General features: G+C 74.6%; 14 protein-coding genes. 4 read left to right on the forward strand and 10 right to left on the reverse strand.

Annotation, left to right across the window (positions count from 1 at the left end; genetic code table 11):
- Positions 1–33 precede the first annotated feature (33 nt).
- Entirely contained in the window at positions 34–2,079 is a 2,046-nt protein-coding gene (locus tag GA0070614_RS31420; protein WP_408630774.1) for a MinD/ParA family ATP-binding protein, read from the reverse strand.
- A gap of 628 nt (positions 2,080–2,707) precedes the next feature.
- Positions 2,708–3,784: a diacylglycerol kinase family protein gene (locus GA0070614_RS16770; protein ID WP_088976847.1), complete on the reverse strand. Its 1,077-nt coding sequence runs from the start codon at positions 3,782–3,784 to the stop codon at positions 2,708–2,710.
- A gap of 123 nt (positions 3,785–3,907) precedes the next feature.
- On the opposite strand from GA0070614_RS16770, the gene GA0070614_RS16775 reads away from it, so the two are divergent.
- From GA0070614_RS16775 to purD, 3 genes are all read left to right on the forward strand, one after another.
- Positions 3,908–5,197: an adenylosuccinate synthase gene (locus GA0070614_RS16775; RefSeq protein WP_088976848.1), complete on the forward strand. Its 1,290-nt coding sequence runs from the start codon at positions 3,908–3,910 to the stop codon at positions 5,195–5,197.
- A gap of 196 nt (positions 5,198–5,393) precedes the next feature.
- Positions 5,394–6,329, forward strand: coding sequence for a type IV toxin-antitoxin system AbiEi family antitoxin domain-containing protein (locus GA0070614_RS16780; protein ID WP_088976849.1), 936 nt, complete (start codon positions 5,394–5,396; stop codon positions 6,327–6,329).
- Positions 6,330–6,412: 83 nt separating this feature from the next.
- The gene (gene purD / locus GA0070614_RS16785) at positions 6,413–7,660 is read left to right on the forward strand and encodes a phosphoribosylamine--glycine ligase (protein ID WP_088976850.1); all 1,248 of its coding nucleotides are present in this window, start codon (positions 6,413–6,415) and stop codon (positions 7,658–7,660) included.
- A 39-nt stretch (positions 7,661–7,699) separates the two neighbouring features.
- Here the strand turns inward: purD and GA0070614_RS16790 are convergent, their stop codons facing one another.
- The 3 genes from GA0070614_RS16790 to GA0070614_RS16800 all read right to left on the reverse strand — a co-directional run bounded on the left by GA0070614_RS16790 (position 7,700) and on the right by GA0070614_RS16800 (position 11,090).
- Positions 7,700–9,262, reverse strand: a complete 1,563-nt coding sequence (locus GA0070614_RS16790; protein WP_088976851.1) for an AMP-binding protein — start codon at positions 9,260–9,262, stop codon at positions 7,700–7,702.
- Positions 9,263–9,421: 159 nt separating this feature from the next.
- Positions 9,422–10,636 (reverse strand): acyl-CoA dehydrogenase family protein, encoded by a 1,215-nt coding sequence (locus GA0070614_RS16795; RefSeq protein ID WP_088976852.1) that lies wholly within the window; start codon positions 10,634–10,636, stop codon positions 9,422–9,424.
- A 1-nt stretch (position 10,637) separates the two neighbouring features.
- Positions 10,638–11,090 carry an SCP2 sterol-binding domain-containing protein gene (locus GA0070614_RS16800; protein WP_088976853.1) on the reverse strand — a complete coding sequence of 151 codons (453 nt, stop codon included), beginning with the start codon at positions 11,088–11,090 and terminating at the stop codon, positions 10,638–10,640.
- A 72-nt stretch (positions 11,091–11,162) separates the two neighbouring features.
- Here GA0070614_RS16800 and GA0070614_RS16805 point away from each other — a divergent pair, with 72 nt between their 5' ends.
- The gene (locus tag GA0070614_RS16805; RefSeq protein ID WP_172892454.1) at positions 11,163–11,801 is read left to right on the forward strand and encodes a TetR/AcrR family transcriptional regulator; all 639 of its coding nucleotides are present in this window, start codon (positions 11,163–11,165) and stop codon (positions 11,799–11,801) included.
- A gap of 145 nt (positions 11,802–11,946) precedes the next feature.
- On the opposite strand, the gene GA0070614_RS16810 is transcribed toward GA0070614_RS16805, so the two are convergent.
- The 5 genes from GA0070614_RS16810 to GA0070614_RS16830 all read right to left on the reverse strand — a co-directional run bounded on the left by GA0070614_RS16810 (position 11,947) and on the right by GA0070614_RS16830 (position 16,703).
- On the reverse strand, positions 11,947–12,570 hold the full coding sequence (locus tag GA0070614_RS16810) for a DedA family protein (protein ID WP_088976855.1): 624 nt from the start codon (positions 12,568–12,570) through the stop codon (positions 11,947–11,949).
- A gap of 165 nt (positions 12,571–12,735) precedes the next feature.
- A complete protein-coding gene (locus GA0070614_RS16815) occupies positions 12,736–14,013 on the reverse strand; it encodes an adenylosuccinate synthetase (RefSeq protein WP_088976856.1) in 1,278 nt (425 codons plus the stop codon).
- On the reverse strand, positions 14,010–14,969 hold the full coding sequence (locus tag GA0070614_RS16820) for a hypothetical protein (protein WP_088976857.1): 960 nt from the start codon (positions 14,967–14,969) through the stop codon (positions 14,010–14,012). Before GA0070614_RS16820 ends, GA0070614_RS16815 begins: the two co-directional genes overlap by 4 nt.
- A gap of 10 nt (positions 14,970–14,979) precedes the next feature.
- Positions 14,980–15,954 (reverse strand): protein kinase family protein, encoded by a 975-nt coding sequence (locus GA0070614_RS16825; protein WP_088976858.1) that lies wholly within the window; start codon positions 15,952–15,954, stop codon positions 14,980–14,982.
- On the reverse strand, positions 15,951–16,703 hold the full coding sequence (locus GA0070614_RS16830) for an NUDIX hydrolase (RefSeq protein ID WP_088976859.1): 753 nt from the start codon (positions 16,701–16,703) through the stop codon (positions 15,951–15,953). Before GA0070614_RS16830 ends, GA0070614_RS16825 begins: the two co-directional genes overlap by 4 nt.
- Positions 16,704–16,778: the final 75 nt, after the last annotated feature.

The following is a 16,778-nucleotide window of genomic DNA, read 5'->3' on the forward strand; positions in this document are numbered from 1 at the left end:
CCCGGCACGGGGCGGCCGCCGGATCCGGTCAGATCAGAGCCCCTCGGCCACCGCGGCGGCGATCTTCAGCCAGGCGTCCCGGGTGGCCGAGGAGAGCCCGCCGTACCGGATCGGCTCGCCGGTGTCGATCAACCGCTCGTACGGCGCGAGCAGCACCGCCCTGGTCCGGGCGGCGAAGTGCTCCTGGATCGCCGGCAGGTCGATCTCCTTGCGGGACGGCGGCATGGAGACCACCGTCACCGCCTGCCGGACCAGCCGTTGCCGGCCGCTCTGCTCCAGGTGGTCCAGCATCCGGGCGGCCGTCTCCGCCGAGTCGTTACGGGCCGACATGGTGACCACGAGCTGGTCGGTGGCGTCCATCGCGGCCTGCCAGTTCTGCGCCCGGACGTTGTTCCCGGTGTCCACGAAGATCAGCTTGTAGAACCGGCTCACCACCTCGCGGATCTCGGCGAACGCCGCCGCGGTCAGCATCTCGCCGCCGGTCGCCGACTCGTCCGAGGCGAGCACGTCGAACATCCCCTCGCCCTGCGAGCGGACGTACTGCGACAGGTCCCCGATCCGGCCGTGCGCACCCTGGAACTGCCCCAGGTCACGCAGCATGTCCCGGACCGTACGGGAGTGGAAGTCCTGCTGGGCGCGCATGCCGAGGGTGCCCTGGGTCTCGTTGTTGTCCCAGGCCAGCACGTACCCGCCGCGCTTCTGCCCGAAGGTCATCGCGAGCAGCAGGATGGCCACCGTCTTGCCGGCGCCGCCCTTCGGGTTCACCACGGTCACCTGGCGCAGCCCGCCGAAGTTCCGGCGGACCATCTCGACGTCCCGCTTCACCTCCTGCTCGTGCCGCCCCGGCGGGAGCTTCACCAGCCCGATCCTGTTCACCACCGCCCGTACGCCCATGGTGGCGACCGGGTCGGCCGGGCGGGCCTGCCGGCGGCGGGCGAAGTCCTCGGCGGTCGGCGCGGGTCCGGCCTCCGGGGTCCACGCCGGCTCGGGCGGGCCGGCCGGCTGTCGCGGGGGCGGCTGCTGCGGCGTCCCGGCGGGCGGGGTGCCCTGCTGCCAGGCCGGCTGGTACCAGCCGGCGGCCTGCGCCGGCGCGGGGCCGGGTGCCGCCGGCGCGGGGTGCGGCGCCGACGGGTGGAGGTACGGCCGTGCCGGGCCGGGCGGTGGTGGGGCGGGCTGCGGGGGCGGCACCGTGAGCGTCGGGCCGGGCGGGTACTCCGTCGGCGGGACGGGCGGGCTGAACGGCGTCCCGGGCGAGGGCGGGAACGGGCCGAGCTTCGGGGCGGGCGGGGTCTCCTCCGGCTGGCCGGGGACCGCCGCGCTGCCCACCGCCTCCTCGCCGCCGGCGGCGGCCGAGAGCCGCTGCGGCGGCTGCGCCCACGGGGACTCCCGCGCGGTGACGCCGCTGCTCTCCACCGCCACGACCGGGGTGCCGGGCGCGCTGTCTGCGGCCGCACCGTCCCGCGCGGACGCGGTGTCGACCGGGGCGACCTGCGGGCCGGTGGTCGCCGGGTGGGCGTCGACGGGGCGCGCCGGGTGAGCCTCGACCGGCCGGGCCGGCTCGGCCTCGACGGGGTGCGTCGGGTGGGCGTCGGGCGGGTCCGCCGGGTGGCGGTCGGGGCCGGTGGCCTCGACTCCTTCATGGGCGCGGGTCGGGCCCGGGGCGGGTCGTAGGGCGTCGGCCGGCCCCGGCGCGTCGTCCGTCCGGTACGCCCCGGCCGCCCCCGCGTCGGCCGGTTCCCGTCCCGCACCGGCGGCGTCGGGCTCGACCGCCGCGTCGGGTGGCGTGGGCCCGGTGTCGGCCGGCATGGGTCCGGTGACGGAGGGCGTGTGCCCGCCGGTGGTGGCGAAGGGTGTGTGCCCGGCGGTGGAGGGCGGCACGGGTCCGGCGGTATCGGCCGGCAACGGACCGGCGGTGGCGGAGGGGGTGCGCCCGGCGGTTACGGGGGACGCAGGCCCGCCGGTTTCGGCCGGCATGGGTCCAGCGACGAAGGGCGCGTGCTCGGCGACGGAGGGCGCGTGCCCGGCGGTGAGGGGCGGTGTGGGCTCGGCGGGCCGGGCGGCGACCGGGCCGGGCGTCATCGGCTGGTCCAGGGTGAACGGCAGGTCGAGGTCGACCGGGGCGGGCTGCCCCACCCGGGGCGCCGGCACGGCCCGCCCGGGTACGCCCTCGGAGTCCCGCCCGGCGTCGGGCTCCGGCCACGCCGGGTACGCCCCGTGAGCCGCGCCGATCCCGTTCCCGGAGGCGGGGACTCCGGCGGTCCCCTCGTGCCGGGCGGTGTCGCCACCCCCGTGGGACGAGTCGGCCCCGTAGGACGCGCCGTTGCGGTAGGACGCGACGTCGTGCCCGTAGGCGTGGCTCGCGGCGGTGCCGTCGTCCTGCCGGTACGGCTGCGAGAGCGTCGGCTCGGCCTGCAACGACGGCCAGTCACCGTCGGGCGGGGGCGGCGTCCAGCCCGGGGTCGCCGGCGGTCCCCCGACCTCCGCGGTCAGCGACGGGTACAGCGTCGAGGACTGGCCGCCCCAGGCCGGGGCGGAGTCGGTCGCGTCGGGCGGCCAGAGCGGTTCGATGTCCCGCTCCGGCACCGGCTGCTGGCCGGGCAGCCGGGCCCGGTCGGCGTTCTCGTCCACCACGGTTCCTCCCCATTCCTCCTGCCGAGGATAGGCCGTCCCGTTCCGGTGACGGACCGTAGCGAAGCGCCGGTTCGGGTCAGTTCGTCCAGACCGCCCAGGCGCCCGGCTCGATCCACCAGGAGCGCTTGCGGCTCAGTTCGCCCTCGACGCCGTCGTCGAGGAACGGGACCTTCGCGTCCCGGGGGACGACCGCCACGGCCCGGCCCCGGGCCCGCCGGACCTCGAACCGGATCTTCTTCCTGCCCAACGCCGAGCGGGTCACCACGGGAACGGCCACCGCCACCTCGACCACGCCGTCGGCCGGGTCCGGGGCGGCCAGCAGGGGGAGCCCGTCCAGGCTCGCGTACCCGCCGGCGTTGCCGACCGCGCAGGCCAGGATCGGGTCCTCGCCGTCGGAGAGGACGGTGTCGTCCACCTCGACCCGCCCCCGCCAGTGCAGCGGGCGGCCGGCGTCGTCCGCCGCGCCGAGCAGCGCGCCGTCCAGGGTGACCGAGCCGCCGTCGTTGCGCAGCAGGTCGAGTCGGCGGGCCGTGCCGTCCAGCACCGCGGCGGCCACCGCTGCCGGGTCGCGCGGCAGCCCGAGCTGCGCGGCCAGGTCACGGTGCGTGCCGCTGCGGGCCGGGTCGAGCGGGAGTACGCCCACCGGCGGCAGGTCCGGCACCGTACGGTTGCCGGCCAGGTCCTCCGGGCGGCGGCTGGGCGGTGGGGCGTACCGCCGGACCAGCCGGCGCAGAACGGCGCGCAACTGGGCGTCGCTGGCCGTGGCGACGACCAGCCGGGTCTTGGAGTCGGGGTCGGGCCAGGCGAGGCCGTCGGCGCGCGGCGGGCCGTCGAGCCGGGCCAGCACCTCGTCGACCTCGGCGTCCGAGCGGGCGGTGACCGTCTCCACCCGGGCACCCCGCGCGGTCAGCGCGTCCGCGCAGGCCAGCACCGGTACGCGCGGCGTCTCGCAGCGCTCCTCGACCTTGCCGGCCCCGGTGTCGCCGGCGCCCGCCCCGGTCTGCTCGGCGCCCGCCCCGGCCTGGTCGGCGCCCGCCCCGGCCTGGTCGGCGCCCGCCTCGGTGGCGCCGCCGCAGCAGGCTCCGCCGCTGCCGCAGCCCCCACCGGGAGCGTCCCGCTCCGAGCCGAGGGTGAGCAGCACCACGTCGTACACGAAGGAGCCTCCTGCCTCTCGACGCGACCCCTGCCGGTCCCGCCGTCACTACTTGTTAGCCTGACACCCCGGGCTCGCTGACCGGTCGCCACCTGGCACCCGAGCCTTCTGGAGGCGGAGAAGATGCCAGCGATCGTGCTCATCGGCGCTCAGTGGGGCGACGAGGGCAAGGGCAAGGTTACCGACCTGCTGGGTGAGCGGGTCGACTACGTCGTGCGCTACTCCGGCGGCAACAACGCCGGTCACACGGTGATCACGCCGGACGGGCAGAAGTACGCGCTGCACCTGATGCCGTCGGGGGCGCTGTCGCCGAGCGCGATGATCGTCATCGGCAACGGTGTGGTCGTCGACCCGAAGGTGTTGCTGGCCGAGATCGACGGGCTCGCCGAACGTGGCGTGGACGTCTCCCGGCTGCGCATCTCCGGCGACGCGCACCTGATCATGCCGCACCATCGGGCGCTGGACCGGGTGGTCGAGCGCTACCTCGGCAGCGCCCGGATCGGCACCACCGGCCGGGGCATCGGCCCGGCGTACGGCGACAAGGTCGCCCGGATGGGCATCCGGCTGCAGGACCTGCTCGACCCGGGCATCCTGCGCAAGAAGCTGGAACTCGCGCTGCGCGAGAAGAACCAGCTCCTGTTCAAGATCTACAACCGCAAGGCGATCGACGTCGACGCGACGATCGAGGAGTACCTGGCGTACGCGGAGCGGCTCAAGCCGTACATCGCGGAGACCCGGGTCATGCTCTGGGACGCGCTGGACCGCGGCGAGACGGTCCTGCTGGAGGGCGCCCAGGCCACCATGCTCGACATGGACCACGGCACGTACCCCTTCGTGACCTCGTCGAACCCGACGGCCGGCGGGGCGTGCGTGGGCGCGGGCATCCCGCCGACGGCGATCACCAGGGTGATCGCGGTGAGCAAGGCGTACACCACCCGGGTGGGCTCCGGCCCGTTCCCGACCGAACTCTTCGACGACAACGGCCAGCACCTGCGCAAGATCGGCCACGAGTACGGCACCACCACCGGCCGGGAGCGCCGGTGCGGCTGGTTCGACGCCGTCGTCGCCCGGTACGCCTGCCGCCTCAACGGCGTCACCGACCTGGTGATCACCAAGCTGGACGTGCTGACCGGCATGGCGAAGGTGCCGATCTGCGTCGGGTACGAGATCAACGGCGAGCGCTTCGACGACATGCCGATGACGCAGACCGACTTCCACCACGCCACGCCGATCTACGAAGAGCTGGACGGCTGGTGGGAGGACATCTCCAAGGCCAGGACCGAGGACGAGCTCCCCGAGAACGCCCGCAGGTACATCGCCCGCATCGAGGAACTCACCAACACCCGCGTCAGCGTGGTGGGCGTAGGCCCCGGCCGCGAGGAAAACGTCCTCCGCCACCCCCTCCTCCCCTAACCCCCCACCCCACCCCGCCCTCCCGGCCCGGGCCCCCTCTCCCGGCGTCGATCATGAAGTTATTGCCCTACGAATCGGCGTGTCGCGGCAATAACTTCATGATCGACGCTCCGCCCCGGAGCGGGTTTTCCACAGGGGTGTGGATGGTTGTCCACAGGGGGTTCAGTCGAGGGCCAGTCGGCGCGACAGTGGGGGTGTGGATGCGCTGACGGTGTTGCGGCGGGTGGCTGCCCAGCGGGACGGGGTGGTGACCCTCGGGCAGGCTCGCGCGGCCGGCCTGACGGTGCACGAGGTGCAGCGGCTGTGCCGGGCAGGGCGCTGGCGGGTCGTCGCCAGGGGCGGCTACCTCGTCGATGCCGATCTCCATGACGGCATTCCCCGCCGCGCGCGGATCCGCGCCGTCGTCGCGTCCTTCGGTCCGTCGGCGGCTGCCGTTCTCGGGACGGCTGCCGAGTTGCACGGGATCGCCGGTTGCCGGCGGACCGACGAGATCCACCTGTCGGTGCCCGGGAGGGTGGCGAGACCACTTCGGGTCGCTCACCCGGAGGTGATCGTCCACCAGTTGGTCGTCGCCCCCGGGGAACTGGTCCGGGTGGCCGGCATCACCGCCACCGGGCCGCTGCGCACCGTCGCGGACGTGATTCTGCGTGAGGCGCGCTATCCGGCGGTCTGCGTGATCGATTCGGCGCTGAACCGTGGCCTCGTCACCGACGAGGAACTGCTGACCGTTCCGCGGCTGATCCGGGGCCGACGGGGAGCGGTCGCTGCTCGGGCCCATCTGGCGGAGGCGGACGGCCGCGCCCAGTCACCCTTGGAGACCCGTGCCAGGCTGCGCTGCGTCGACGGTCGGGTGGCACCGGACGCCCTCCAACTCGAGGTGCGTGACCAGGACGGCTACCTGCTCGGCATCGGCGACCTCGGCTGGCGGGTGTCGAGGCTGATCGCCGAGGCGGACGGTCGTGGCCCGCACAGCACCCCGGCAGCTGTCTTCGCCGACCGTCGGAGACAGAACCGGCTGCTCAACGCCGGCTGGCGCATCCTCCGCTTCACCTGGCAGGACACTCTCGATCCCGACTACATCCCCTGGACCGTCCGCCAGGCGATGGCCGTGGCCCGATCGCGTCGATCGTGAGATGGGCGCGACGTGGATCTCAGATACTGCCGCCAACTTCTTGATCAACGGGGTGGCTCGAGAGGCGCGTAGGATGCGGGGTCGTGCGCGTACTTCTTGTGGGGGGTGGCGGGCGGGAGCATGCGCTCGCGCTGGGCCTCGCGAACGATCCGGCCGTCGACCAGCTGATCGCGGCACCCGGCAACCCGGGTGTCGCCGCGGTGGCGGAGCTGCGGGAGGTGGCGGCGAACGATCCCGCCGCGGTCGCCGCGCTCGCCGTCGAGGTGCAGGCCGACCTGGTGGTGATCGGGCCGGAGGCGCCGCTGGTCGCCGGGGTCGCGGACGCCGTGCGCGCCAAGGGCGTCCCGGCCTTCGGGCCGTCGGCCGAGGCGGCCCGGCTGGAGGGTTCGAAGACCTTCGCCAAGGAGATCATGACGGCCGCCGGGGTGCCGACCGCCCGCGCCCACACCTGCACCGACGCGGAGAGCACCGCGAAGGCGCTCGACGACTTCGGCCCGCCGTACGTGGTGAAGAACGACGGGCTCGCCGCCGGCAAGGGCGTCGTGGTCACCGACGACCGCACGATCGCCGAGGAGCACGCGCGCGAGTGCGGCCGGGTGGTGATCGAGGAGTACCTGGCCGGTCCCGAGGTCTCCCTGTTCGTGGTGACCGACGGCGAGGCGGCGTTGCCGCTGCTGCCGGCGCAGGACTTCAAGCGGGTCGGCGACGGCGACACCGGCCCGAACACCGGCGGGATGGGGGCGTACGCGCCGCTGCCCTGGGCCCCGCCGGGCCTGGTCGACGAGGTGATGCGCGACGTCGTGCACCCGACGCTGGCCGAGATGCGTCGCCGGGGCACCCCCTTCGCCGGCCTGCTCTACGTCGGGCTGGCGCTGACCGCCGCCGGCCCCCGGGTGATCGAGTTCAACGCCCGGTTCGGCGACCCGGAGACGCAGGTCGTGCTGGCCCTGCTGGAGACGCCGCTGGCGGGGCTGCTGCACGCCGCCGCCACCGGCACGCTGGCCGCCCACCCGCCGCTGCGCTGGCGCGAGGGCGCGGCGGTCACCGTCGTGGTCGCCGCCGAGGGCTACCCGGCTGCCCCGCGTACCGGTGACGAGATCGTCGGCGCGGACCGCGCCGGGGTCATCCACGCTGGCACCCGCCGGGCCGACGACGGCACGTTGCGCTCCGCCGGGGGCCGCGTCCTCTGCGGTACGGCCACCGGCCCCGACCTGGCCGCCGCGCGGGACGCCGCCTACGCCCTGGTACGCGGCATCGAGCTGGCCGGCTCGCACCACCGCACCGACATCGCCGCCGCAGCGGTCGAGGGGCGGATCGCCGTCCCCGACTGACGGCCTCGGCCACGTCGCGCGAGGCCGGAGCGCGTCCCGTCAGCCGTAGTAGCGGCGCAGTTCCCGGGTGAGCACCTTGCCGGTGGCGTTGCGCGGCAGGTACTTGACGAAGATCACGTCCCGGGGGACGGAGAACCGGGCCAGGTAGTGCCGGACGTACTCGCGGACCGCCTCCGGGTCGAGGGTCTCGCCGGGGTGCAGGCCGAGGAAGGCGGCGAGCCGCTGGCCGTACTCGGGGTCGGGAACGCCGATGACGGCGGCCTCGCGTACCTGGGGGAGGCGGGCGAGCAGGTCCTCCACCTCGGACGGGAAGACGTTCTCCCCGCCCGAGACGATCATGTCGTCGGCGCGGCCGTCGACGAAGAGCAGCCCGTCGCTGTTGATCCGCCCCAGGTCACCGGTGTCGAGCAGCCCGTCGCGGGTCTCCCGCCGCGCCCCGGAGGTGTAGCCCTCGAAGAGCATCTCGTTGCCGACGAAGATCCGGCCCACCCGCCCGTCGGGGACCGGCCGGCCGTCGTCGTCCAGGATGGCCAGTCGGGTGCCGTGCGGTGGGCGACCGGCGGTGGTGGGGGCCTCGCGCAGGTCGGCGGGGGTGGCGATGGACGCCCAGGAGACCTCGGTCGAGCCGTACAGGTTGTAGATGACGTCGCCGTAGACGTCCATGAACCGGGGCGCGAGGCCGCCGGGCAGCGCCGAGCCGCTGACCGCGACCACCTTCAGCGGGGGCCGCGGGTCCGGCGGCGGCACGTCGAGCAGCCGCTGCACCATCACGGGTACGGCGAAGAGCGCCTGACACTCGTGGGTCACCAGCGCGTCCCGGGTGGCGGCGGGGTCGAACCGCCGGTGCAGCACGATCGTCGCGCGCAGCGCGAAGGAGACCTGGAGGGCGGCGTACCCCCAGGTGTGGAAGATCGGTGCGGCGATCATGACGGTGTCGCGGGCGTGCAGCGGGATCCGGTCGATGATGGACACCAGCGGGCCGAAGCCGTTGGGGGTGGGGCGGCGGGCGCCCTTCGGCGCGCCGGTGGTGCCGGAGGTGAGGACGATGGTGCGCCCGTCGCGCTCGGGTGGTTGCAGGTCGCCGGGGAGCGCGCCGGCCACCAGGTCCTCGTGCGCGCGTTCGTCGACCCGCTGGACCTCGGCGGGGAGGCCGACGACCCGCTCGGCGAACTCGTCGTCGTGCACCAGCACCCGCAGCCGCTGCTCCTCGGCGACGGTGGCCAGTTGGGCGGCGGAGAGTCCGGTGTTGACCAGCACGGCGTCCGCGCCGAGCACGGTGGCGGCGACGATCGCCTCGATCAGCCCGTGGTGGTTGCGGCAGAGCAGCCCGACCCGGTCGCCGGCCTGTACGCCGAGCGCGGCGCGCATGGCCCGGGCCAGCCGCTCGGCCCGGTCGAGCAGTTGCTGGTAGGTCAGCTCGGCGCCCGTCTCGTCGATGACGGCGGTGCGGCCCGGGTCCCGGGCGGCGGCCTGCCGCAGCTCGCCGGTGAGGCTCCAGCCCCACTTGCGCAGCGCCCCGAGCTGGGAGGCGACCCGGATCGGCCGGCCCGGGGTGAGCAGTCCGCGCCGGGTCAGTGTGGCCACGACGAACGGCAGGTCCATGCGGCGGGGCCTCCTCGTGCGGGGGTGCGGTGAAGGGCCCCACGAGGGGCCCTTCACCTGGGCTTCACCTTTCGATCATGCCTGCGTCGGCGGCGTCGGCCCAAGCCGTGGTGCCGTCCACCACCTGCGGTGGTGCGCGCCGACACCGTCGGTCACGGGTCAGCGGACGTGCACTCCGGAGATGGCGCGGGAGATGACCAGCCGCTGGATCTCGGAGGTGCCCTCGAAGATGGTGTAGATCTTCGCGTCCCGGTACCAGCGCTCGACCGGGTGGTCGCGGAGGAAGCCGGCCCCGCCGAGCAGCTGCACCGCCTTGTCGGTGACCGAGACGGCCACCTCGCCGGCCTTGAGCTTGGACATCGAGCCCTCGCCGGCGGTGAACGGGCGGTTGTTGCGCCCCATCCAGGAGGCCCGCCAGACCAGCAGCCGGGCGGCGTCGATCTCCATCCTCATGTCGGCCAGCGCGAACGCGACCGCCTGGTTCTCGATGATGGGCCGCCCGAACTGGACCCGGTCCTTGGCGTAGTCCAGGGCGTACTCGTAGGCGGCCCGGGCCACGCCGAGCGCCTGCGCGCCGACGGTGGGCCGGGACAGCTCGAAGGTGCGCATGGCGGCCTGGCCGGAGGCGCGCTGCCCGGCGCGGGCGCGGGCCAGCCGCTCGTCCAGGGCCTCCCTGCCGCCGAGCAGGCAACGTCCGGGCACCCGCACGTCGTCGAGGAAGACGTCGGCGGTGTGCGACGCGCGCAGCCCCAGCTTGCGCAGCTTGCGGGTGGCGCTGAGCCCCGCCGTTCCGGGCGGTACGACGAACGCGGCCTGCCCGCGCGAGCCCAGCTCGGGCTCGACGGAGGCGGTGACCACGTGCACCCCGGCGATCCCGCCGTTGGTGGCGTACGCCTTCTGCCCGCGCAGCACCCACTCGTCGCTGGCCTCGTCGTAGACCGCCCGGGTGCGCATCGCGCCGACGTCGGAGCCGGCCTCCGGCTCGCTGGTGCAGAACGCCGCGACGGCGGGCCGGTCGACGTCGCCGAAGCACTGCGGCACCCATTCGACCATCTGGTCGGGGGTGCCGGCGCCGTAGATGGCGGCGACCGCGAGGCCGGTGCCGAAGATGCTCAGGCCGATGCCGGCGTCACCCCAGAAGAGTTCCTCGCTGGCGATCGGCAGGGACAGGCCGGTGGGGTCGGCCCAGCAGGTGGCGAGGAACTCGAAGCCGTACAGGCCGACCTTCGCCGCCTCCTGGATGACCGGCCAGGGAGTCTCCTCCCGGGCGTCCCACTCGGCTGCGGCCGGGCGCACGACCTCGGCGGCGAAGCCGTGCACCCAGTCGCGTAGATCCCGCTGTTCCTCGTTCAGGTCGAGCGAGAACTCGGCCATCTCAGGCCTTGGGGATGTCGAACAGGTTGGCGATGTTGGCGGCCAGACCCAGGTCACCCTTGGCCTTGAGCTTGCCGGTCATGAACATCATGACCGGGTTGGCGCCACCGGAGACGATCTTGAGGAACTCGACCGGGCCCATGGTGAGGCTGAGCTTCGGGTCGCGGGTGGCGCCCTCGTTGACGGTGCAGGCGCCGTCGGCGATGACCACCTCGTAGGTGTCCGTGCCACCGTCGGGGCGGCCGGTGATGTTCCAGTGGATGACCGCGTTGGTCGAGCCCGCCCGGTCGGCGCGGAACAGCTGCGGCATCCGGCCGAAGACCTCGCTGAGGATCTTGCCGCGCAGGTCGCCGGACATCACCTCGGCGATCTTGTCGTCCGGGGTGGACTTGACCAGCTGGGCGAACTCCTTGGGGCCGACGTTGGCGAAGTTGGCCGGGTCGAAGTCAGTCATGGGATGCACCTTCCGGGGGTGTGAGTGGTTACTCAGGCGTAACCTTACGCACGAGTAGGTATGCTCGCAAGAGTGTCCAGCTCCCCCACCTTCAAGCGTCTCCCGCGCGCCGTCCGTGAGCAGCAGATGCTCGACGCCGCCGTGAAAGTCTTCTCCCGACGTGGCTTTCACGCCGCCAGCATGGACGAGATCGCCGACGACGCCGGCATCTCCAAGCCGATGGTCTACGCGTACCTCGGCACCAAGGAGGAGCTCTTCGTCGCCTGCCTGCACCGGGAGACCGCCCGGATGATGGAGGCGATCGCCGGGGCCGCCGCGCCGGACCTCCCCGCCGACCAGCGGCTCTGGCGCGGGCTGCGCGCCTTCTTCGGCTTCGTCGGCGCGCACCGGGACGGCTGGGCGGTGCTCTACCGGCAGGCCCGGGGCTCCCAGCCGTTCGCCGGGGAGCTGGCCGCCATGCGGACCCGGCTGGTGGACGTGGTCGCCGGGATGCTGGACCACGCGCTGCGCGCCGAGGGGCGCGAGGTCGCCGGGACCGAGCTGGAGTTGGTCGCGTACGCCCTGGTCGGGGCGTCCGAGTCGCTCGCCGACTGGCTCGCCGACCACCCCGAGGCGGACCCGGAGCGGACCGCCACCCGGATGATGAACGTCGCCTGGCTGGGCGCCGGTCAGCTCCTGCACGGCGTCACCTGGCGCCCCCCGACCCCCTAACCCCCCACCCCCATCCCCACTCCGGGGGGGGGGGGGGGGGCGCCGCAGGTTGATCATGAAGTTGTTGCCGCGACACGCCGATGGGCCGGGCAACAACTTCATGATCGACAGAGGAGAGGGGGGAGCGGGGAGTGGGGACGGCTGGTCAGCGGTGGGTGGTGGAGCGGGCGCGGGAGTGGGCGCGGCGGCGCAGCCAGCGGGCCAGCTCGACCAGGCCGGTGACGGCCAGGGAGAGGCCGACTCCGACGAGCAGGCCCTTGACCGGGTCGCGCTCGAAGGCCAGCCCGCCGAAGTAGCCGAGCAGCCCGCAGTACAGGCCCCAGGTGCCGGCCGCCACCGCGTCGAAGAACAGGAACCGCGCCAGCGGGTAGCGGACCGCGCCCATGGTCAGGGTGACCGCGGTGCGACCCCCGGGCACGTACCGCGAGGTGGTGAGGATCGAGCCGCCCCGCCGGTCCACGGCCCGCCGGGCCCACTCCGAGCCGGCGCGGCGGCGGCTGTCGGCCGGCAGCCGGGCCAGCCGGTGCGCGCCGCCGCCCCGGCCGATGGCGTACGAGACGTGGTCGCCGGCGAGCGCGCCGAGCGCGGCGGCCACGATCACCGGGACCAGCGCGGGCTCGCCCCCGGCGGCGAAGACCCCGGCGGTGATCACGACCGTCTCGCCCGGGACGGCCGGGAAGAACGCGTCGACCGCGGTGACCGCGAAGATCACCAGGTACACCCACGGCGAGGTCACCGTGTGGTGCAGCAGGTCGAGCACGGACTCCATGCCCTCATGCTGGGCGCTCGACCCCGGTCGCGGGCCGAGTCGCCGGTCAGGGGCCGCGCCGTCGGATCAGGGGCCGAGTCGCCGGTCAGGGGCCGAGTCGCCGGATCAGGGGCCGCGCCGTCGGGTCAGGGGCCGCGCCGCCGGATCAGGGGCCGCGCCGCCGGGTCAGGCGGCCACGGGACGGCCGGTCCGCACCGGGTCGCCCGCGGCCAGCCAGCCGAAGGGGGTCTTCTCCCCGGCGGTGGGACCGTGCGAGGTGAGCACCACCGGCGCTCCCAGCTCGGCCGTCACCGCCGCCGGCCAGTCGACTGGCGCGTCGTCGTCGTACACCGGACGGGTCGCCAGCAGGCGGGCGGTGAGCGCGGCCTGCCGGTCGAGGTCCCCCGCCGGGCCGGGGACGAGCCGGTCGGTGTCGGCGTAGCGGCGGCAGATCCGCAGCGCCGGCCGGGCCAGGTCGAGGTGGGTCAGCGCCAGCCCGTCGACGCCGCCGGCGACGTCGAGGGCGTACCGGTGGGCGACCGCGTCGAAGTGGCCGAACCGGAACCGGCCCTGCCAGGGGTTGGTCGGGTTGCGCGGGTCGGTGTACGGCAGCGCCGGGTCCTCGGTGACCAGCGGCCCGGGGCCGTGCCGGGTGGTGGTCACCCGCAGCACCCCGAGCCGCCGGGCGGTACCGGCCATCCCCGCCTCGGCGAGCAGCGCCTCCGCGTTGGCGAAGGTGGTGGTGCTCCACGTGGTGTACGGGTGGAAGCCGTGCCACTCGTCGAGCAGCACCCCCTGCGCCCCCTCGAACACGCAGGTCCCGGCCCGTAGCGCCCCGGCCAGCCAGGACTCCTCGACGATCGCCACCCGGCCGGCGAACCCGGCGTAAGCGGGCAAACAGTCGGCGACCGGCGGGGCGTCCAGCGGGCCCAGCTCGGCGGTGAGCCGGTCCCGCAGCAGGGTCAGTCGGCGACGCAGCCGCTCCGGGCTGCGGCAGTCCGCCACCCGGGGCGCCTCGTCGGGGTGGGCGAGGCCGTACGCGACCGCCTCGCCCACCCCCAGCCCGCAGGAGCCGTGCCGGTCGGCGCCCCGGGCGACCTCCCGGGCCTGGTTGGCGGCCCGGTGGTACGGCGTGGCCAGCAGCGCCTCGCCGTCCACGGTGAGCCGGTCGAGCGCGTCGGGCACCCCGACGGCGGCGAGGTGGTCGGCCTCGGCGGCCAGCGCCAGCGGGTCCACCACCACGTGCCGCGACAGGTGGGTACGCACCCCGGGGCGGAACGTGCCGGCGCCGAACTGCGCGAAGGTGTGGTGTCGTCCGTCGGGCAGCACGACGTTGTGCGCCGCCTGCGCGCCCCCGTTGAACCGGACGACGGTGTGCACCGGCCGGGTGGCGCAGAGCCAGTCCACGACGGTGCCCTTGCCGGCGTCGCCGTACCCGAGGTCGACCACGATCACGTGGTTCACAGCCGGGTGACCCCGCTCCCGCCGGTCGGCGTGAAGGGCAGCGTCGCCACCGAGGTACGCCGGCCGCCGCCCAGCCGGGCCAGCGCCTTCGACACCGTGCCGGTGGCCGCCGAGCCGGCCCGACGCAGGTCGCGCAGGCCGGTGTCCAGGTCGATCGCCTGCTCGCCGAGGCCGACGGTGAGCGCGATGGTCTCGCAGACCGCCTCCAGGTCGTCCAGCTCGACGGCGTTCTGCCCGAGCAGGTCGCGCCAGAAGTCCAGGACCTTGCGGTTGCCGGAGTAGTGGCTGCCGGCGGGCAGCAGGTAGTAGGTGTCCCAGCGTCGGGTCACCTCGTCGACGATCTGTCGTACCGGCACGTCCTCGCCGAGGTCGTCGCCGATCAGCCGGGCCACCTGCCGCCGGTCCACCCGGGGGTACGCCAGCTCGTCGCCGATGAGGAACAGGTAGCCGCGCCGGCCGCGCTTGGACCAGCTGTCGGTGACCGTGTGCCGGGCCATGTAGTAGAGCGCCAGCTCGTACGACTCGGTCATCTGGCCTCCGCCGCCGCCCTCCAGCACGATCCGGCCGAGGTCGTCGTCCATCCGGTTGTCCGACTCGAACTGCCCGATCTGCAACGGCACCCGGTCGCAGGTGGCGTCGCCGATGGCGCCGAACATGACCTGCGGGTCGCGGGCGTACCCCTGCCGCAGCAGCAGGCCGAGCAGTTGCGGCAGCTTGGTCTGGAGGGTGCGCGGGACGTGCCCCATCGAGCCGGTCACGTCGAACAGGACCGCGATCGGGGTCGACTGCGGGTGCTCGGCGGAGTCGCGGCTCTCGCGTTCCGCCCCGCGCGGGTCGAGCGCGGGGTGCACGGTGCGTGCCCCGCCGTCGCTGTAGGAGAAGGCGCTCCGGCCGGTCTTCCGCCGGTAGCTGTCGGCGGCGGCGTACACGTCGGTGGACCAGATTCCGCTGCCCATGGCAGCCTCCCTAGGGGTTGAGGGTGAAGGGTCGGAAGGTGCGCGGCCCGTAGAGCCGTTCGAGCACCTCGTCCAGTTCGCGCAGCAGTCGCCAGGCGTCGTCCGGCCGGGCGGCCGGGGTCGGGCGTCGGCTGCCGGCGGCGAAGGCGCGCAGCTCGCGCGGGGCGCGGTCGGCCATCAGCCAGGTCATGCAGGTGGCGGCCATGGCCAGGTCGGTGCCCGGCCCGCAGGGCCGCTTGGCGGTGACCTCCGGCGGGTACCAGTCCTCGTGGCCGGGGACCAGCGCCGGCACCGCCGTGCCGGGTGCGGTCGAGAAGCACCAGTCGACCAGGACCAGGCCGTGCGCGTCCGGCTCGATCAGGACGTGCCGGGGGAGCACCGCGCCGTGCACCACGCCGGCCCGGTGGGCCAGGCCGAGGGCGACCAGCAGCCGCCGCCACATCCAGGCCGCGTCCCGGGCGTCCACCCCGTCCGGGTACGCCGTGCGCACCTCGTCCAGGCTGCGCAGTCCCGGTACGGCGGCGAGCACGCCGACCCGCCGTTCCGCGCCGGTGTCGGGGTCCCGGTGCCGGAAGGAGTCGACCAGCCGGGGCACGTACGGCAGGTACCGCGGGTCGCCGCGCTCCTCGATCGCCCGCAGGGCGTGCGCCTCGCGGGCCATCAGGTCGTTGTCGGCCGGGTGGCGGGGCAGTTTGAGCAGCCGGTCCGCGCCGACGTCGTACAGGTCGGCGAGGTCGCCGGTGTGGGCGAGGCGGTGCAGGCGGTAGTCGCCGAGGACGGCGGCGCGGCGGGCCCGCCAGCGGGTGGTGACCCGCACGTACGCGTCGGTCGCGCGGGCGCGTACCGCCGGGTCGGCCGTGCCCAGCCGGTCGGGGTGCAGCGCCGCGACCAGTTCGCGGTAGCGGCGGGCCGGCGCGTGGGCGCCGAACAGTTCGGCGTCGGTGCCGGCGGCGGCGACCAGCCGCAGCGCCTCGTCGGTCCTCACCGGACGGTCTCCTCCCGGGCGGGGCGCAGCAGCGCCGGGTGGAGCAGCCGGGCGTCACCGGCCCGGTAGAGCTTGGCGCGGGGGCCGCCGCGGGAGCCGCCGCGTTCGGTGCTGGCGCCGGTGCTCTCCACGAAGCCCGGTACGGAGAGCACCTTGCGGTGGAAGTTGCCGGCGTGCAGCGGGTGCCCCCACACCGTCTCGTAGACGCCGCGCAGTTCGCTGATGGTGAACTCGGGTTCCAGGAAGCGGGTGGCCAGCGGGGTGTACTCCAGCTTGGACCGGGCGCGCTCCAGGCCGTCGGCGATGATCCGGTCGTGGTCGAAGGCGAGCTGCCGGCTGCTCAGCGCGGTGACCGGCAGCCAGATCGCGTCGGCGGCGTCGGTGTCGGCGACCGGGTCGGGCAGGTCGGGGGCGAAGGCCAGGTGGGCGACGGAGACGACGCGCATCCGGGGATCGCGGTCGGGGTCGCCGTAGCTGCCGAGCTGCTCCAGGTGGACGCGGCGCAGCCGGTCGCCGCCGAGGCCGGTCTCCTCGGCCAGTTCCCGGCGCGCCCCGGCGGTCAGGTCCTCGCCGGGGTGGACGAAGCCGCCGGGCAGCGCCCAGTGCCCCTCGTACGGCGGGGCGGCCCGGCGGATGAGCAGCAGGTGCAGCGCGCCGTCCCGGATGGTCAGCGCGACCACGTCCACGGTGACGGCGGTCGAGGGGTAGGCCGACGGGTCGTACGCGGCGAGGAAGTCCTGCTCGTTCACAGCGTCTCTCTCAGTTCGAGAACAACTCAATCTGAGAACAACCTAGCGCACGAAGCGACGGAAGTCGAGACCCGC

It is taken from the genome of Micromonospora coxensis, assembly GCF_900090295.1.
In the GTDB taxonomy this organism is placed as follows: domain Bacteria; phylum Actinomycetota; class Actinomycetes; order Mycobacteriales; family Micromonosporaceae; genus Micromonospora; species Micromonospora coxensis.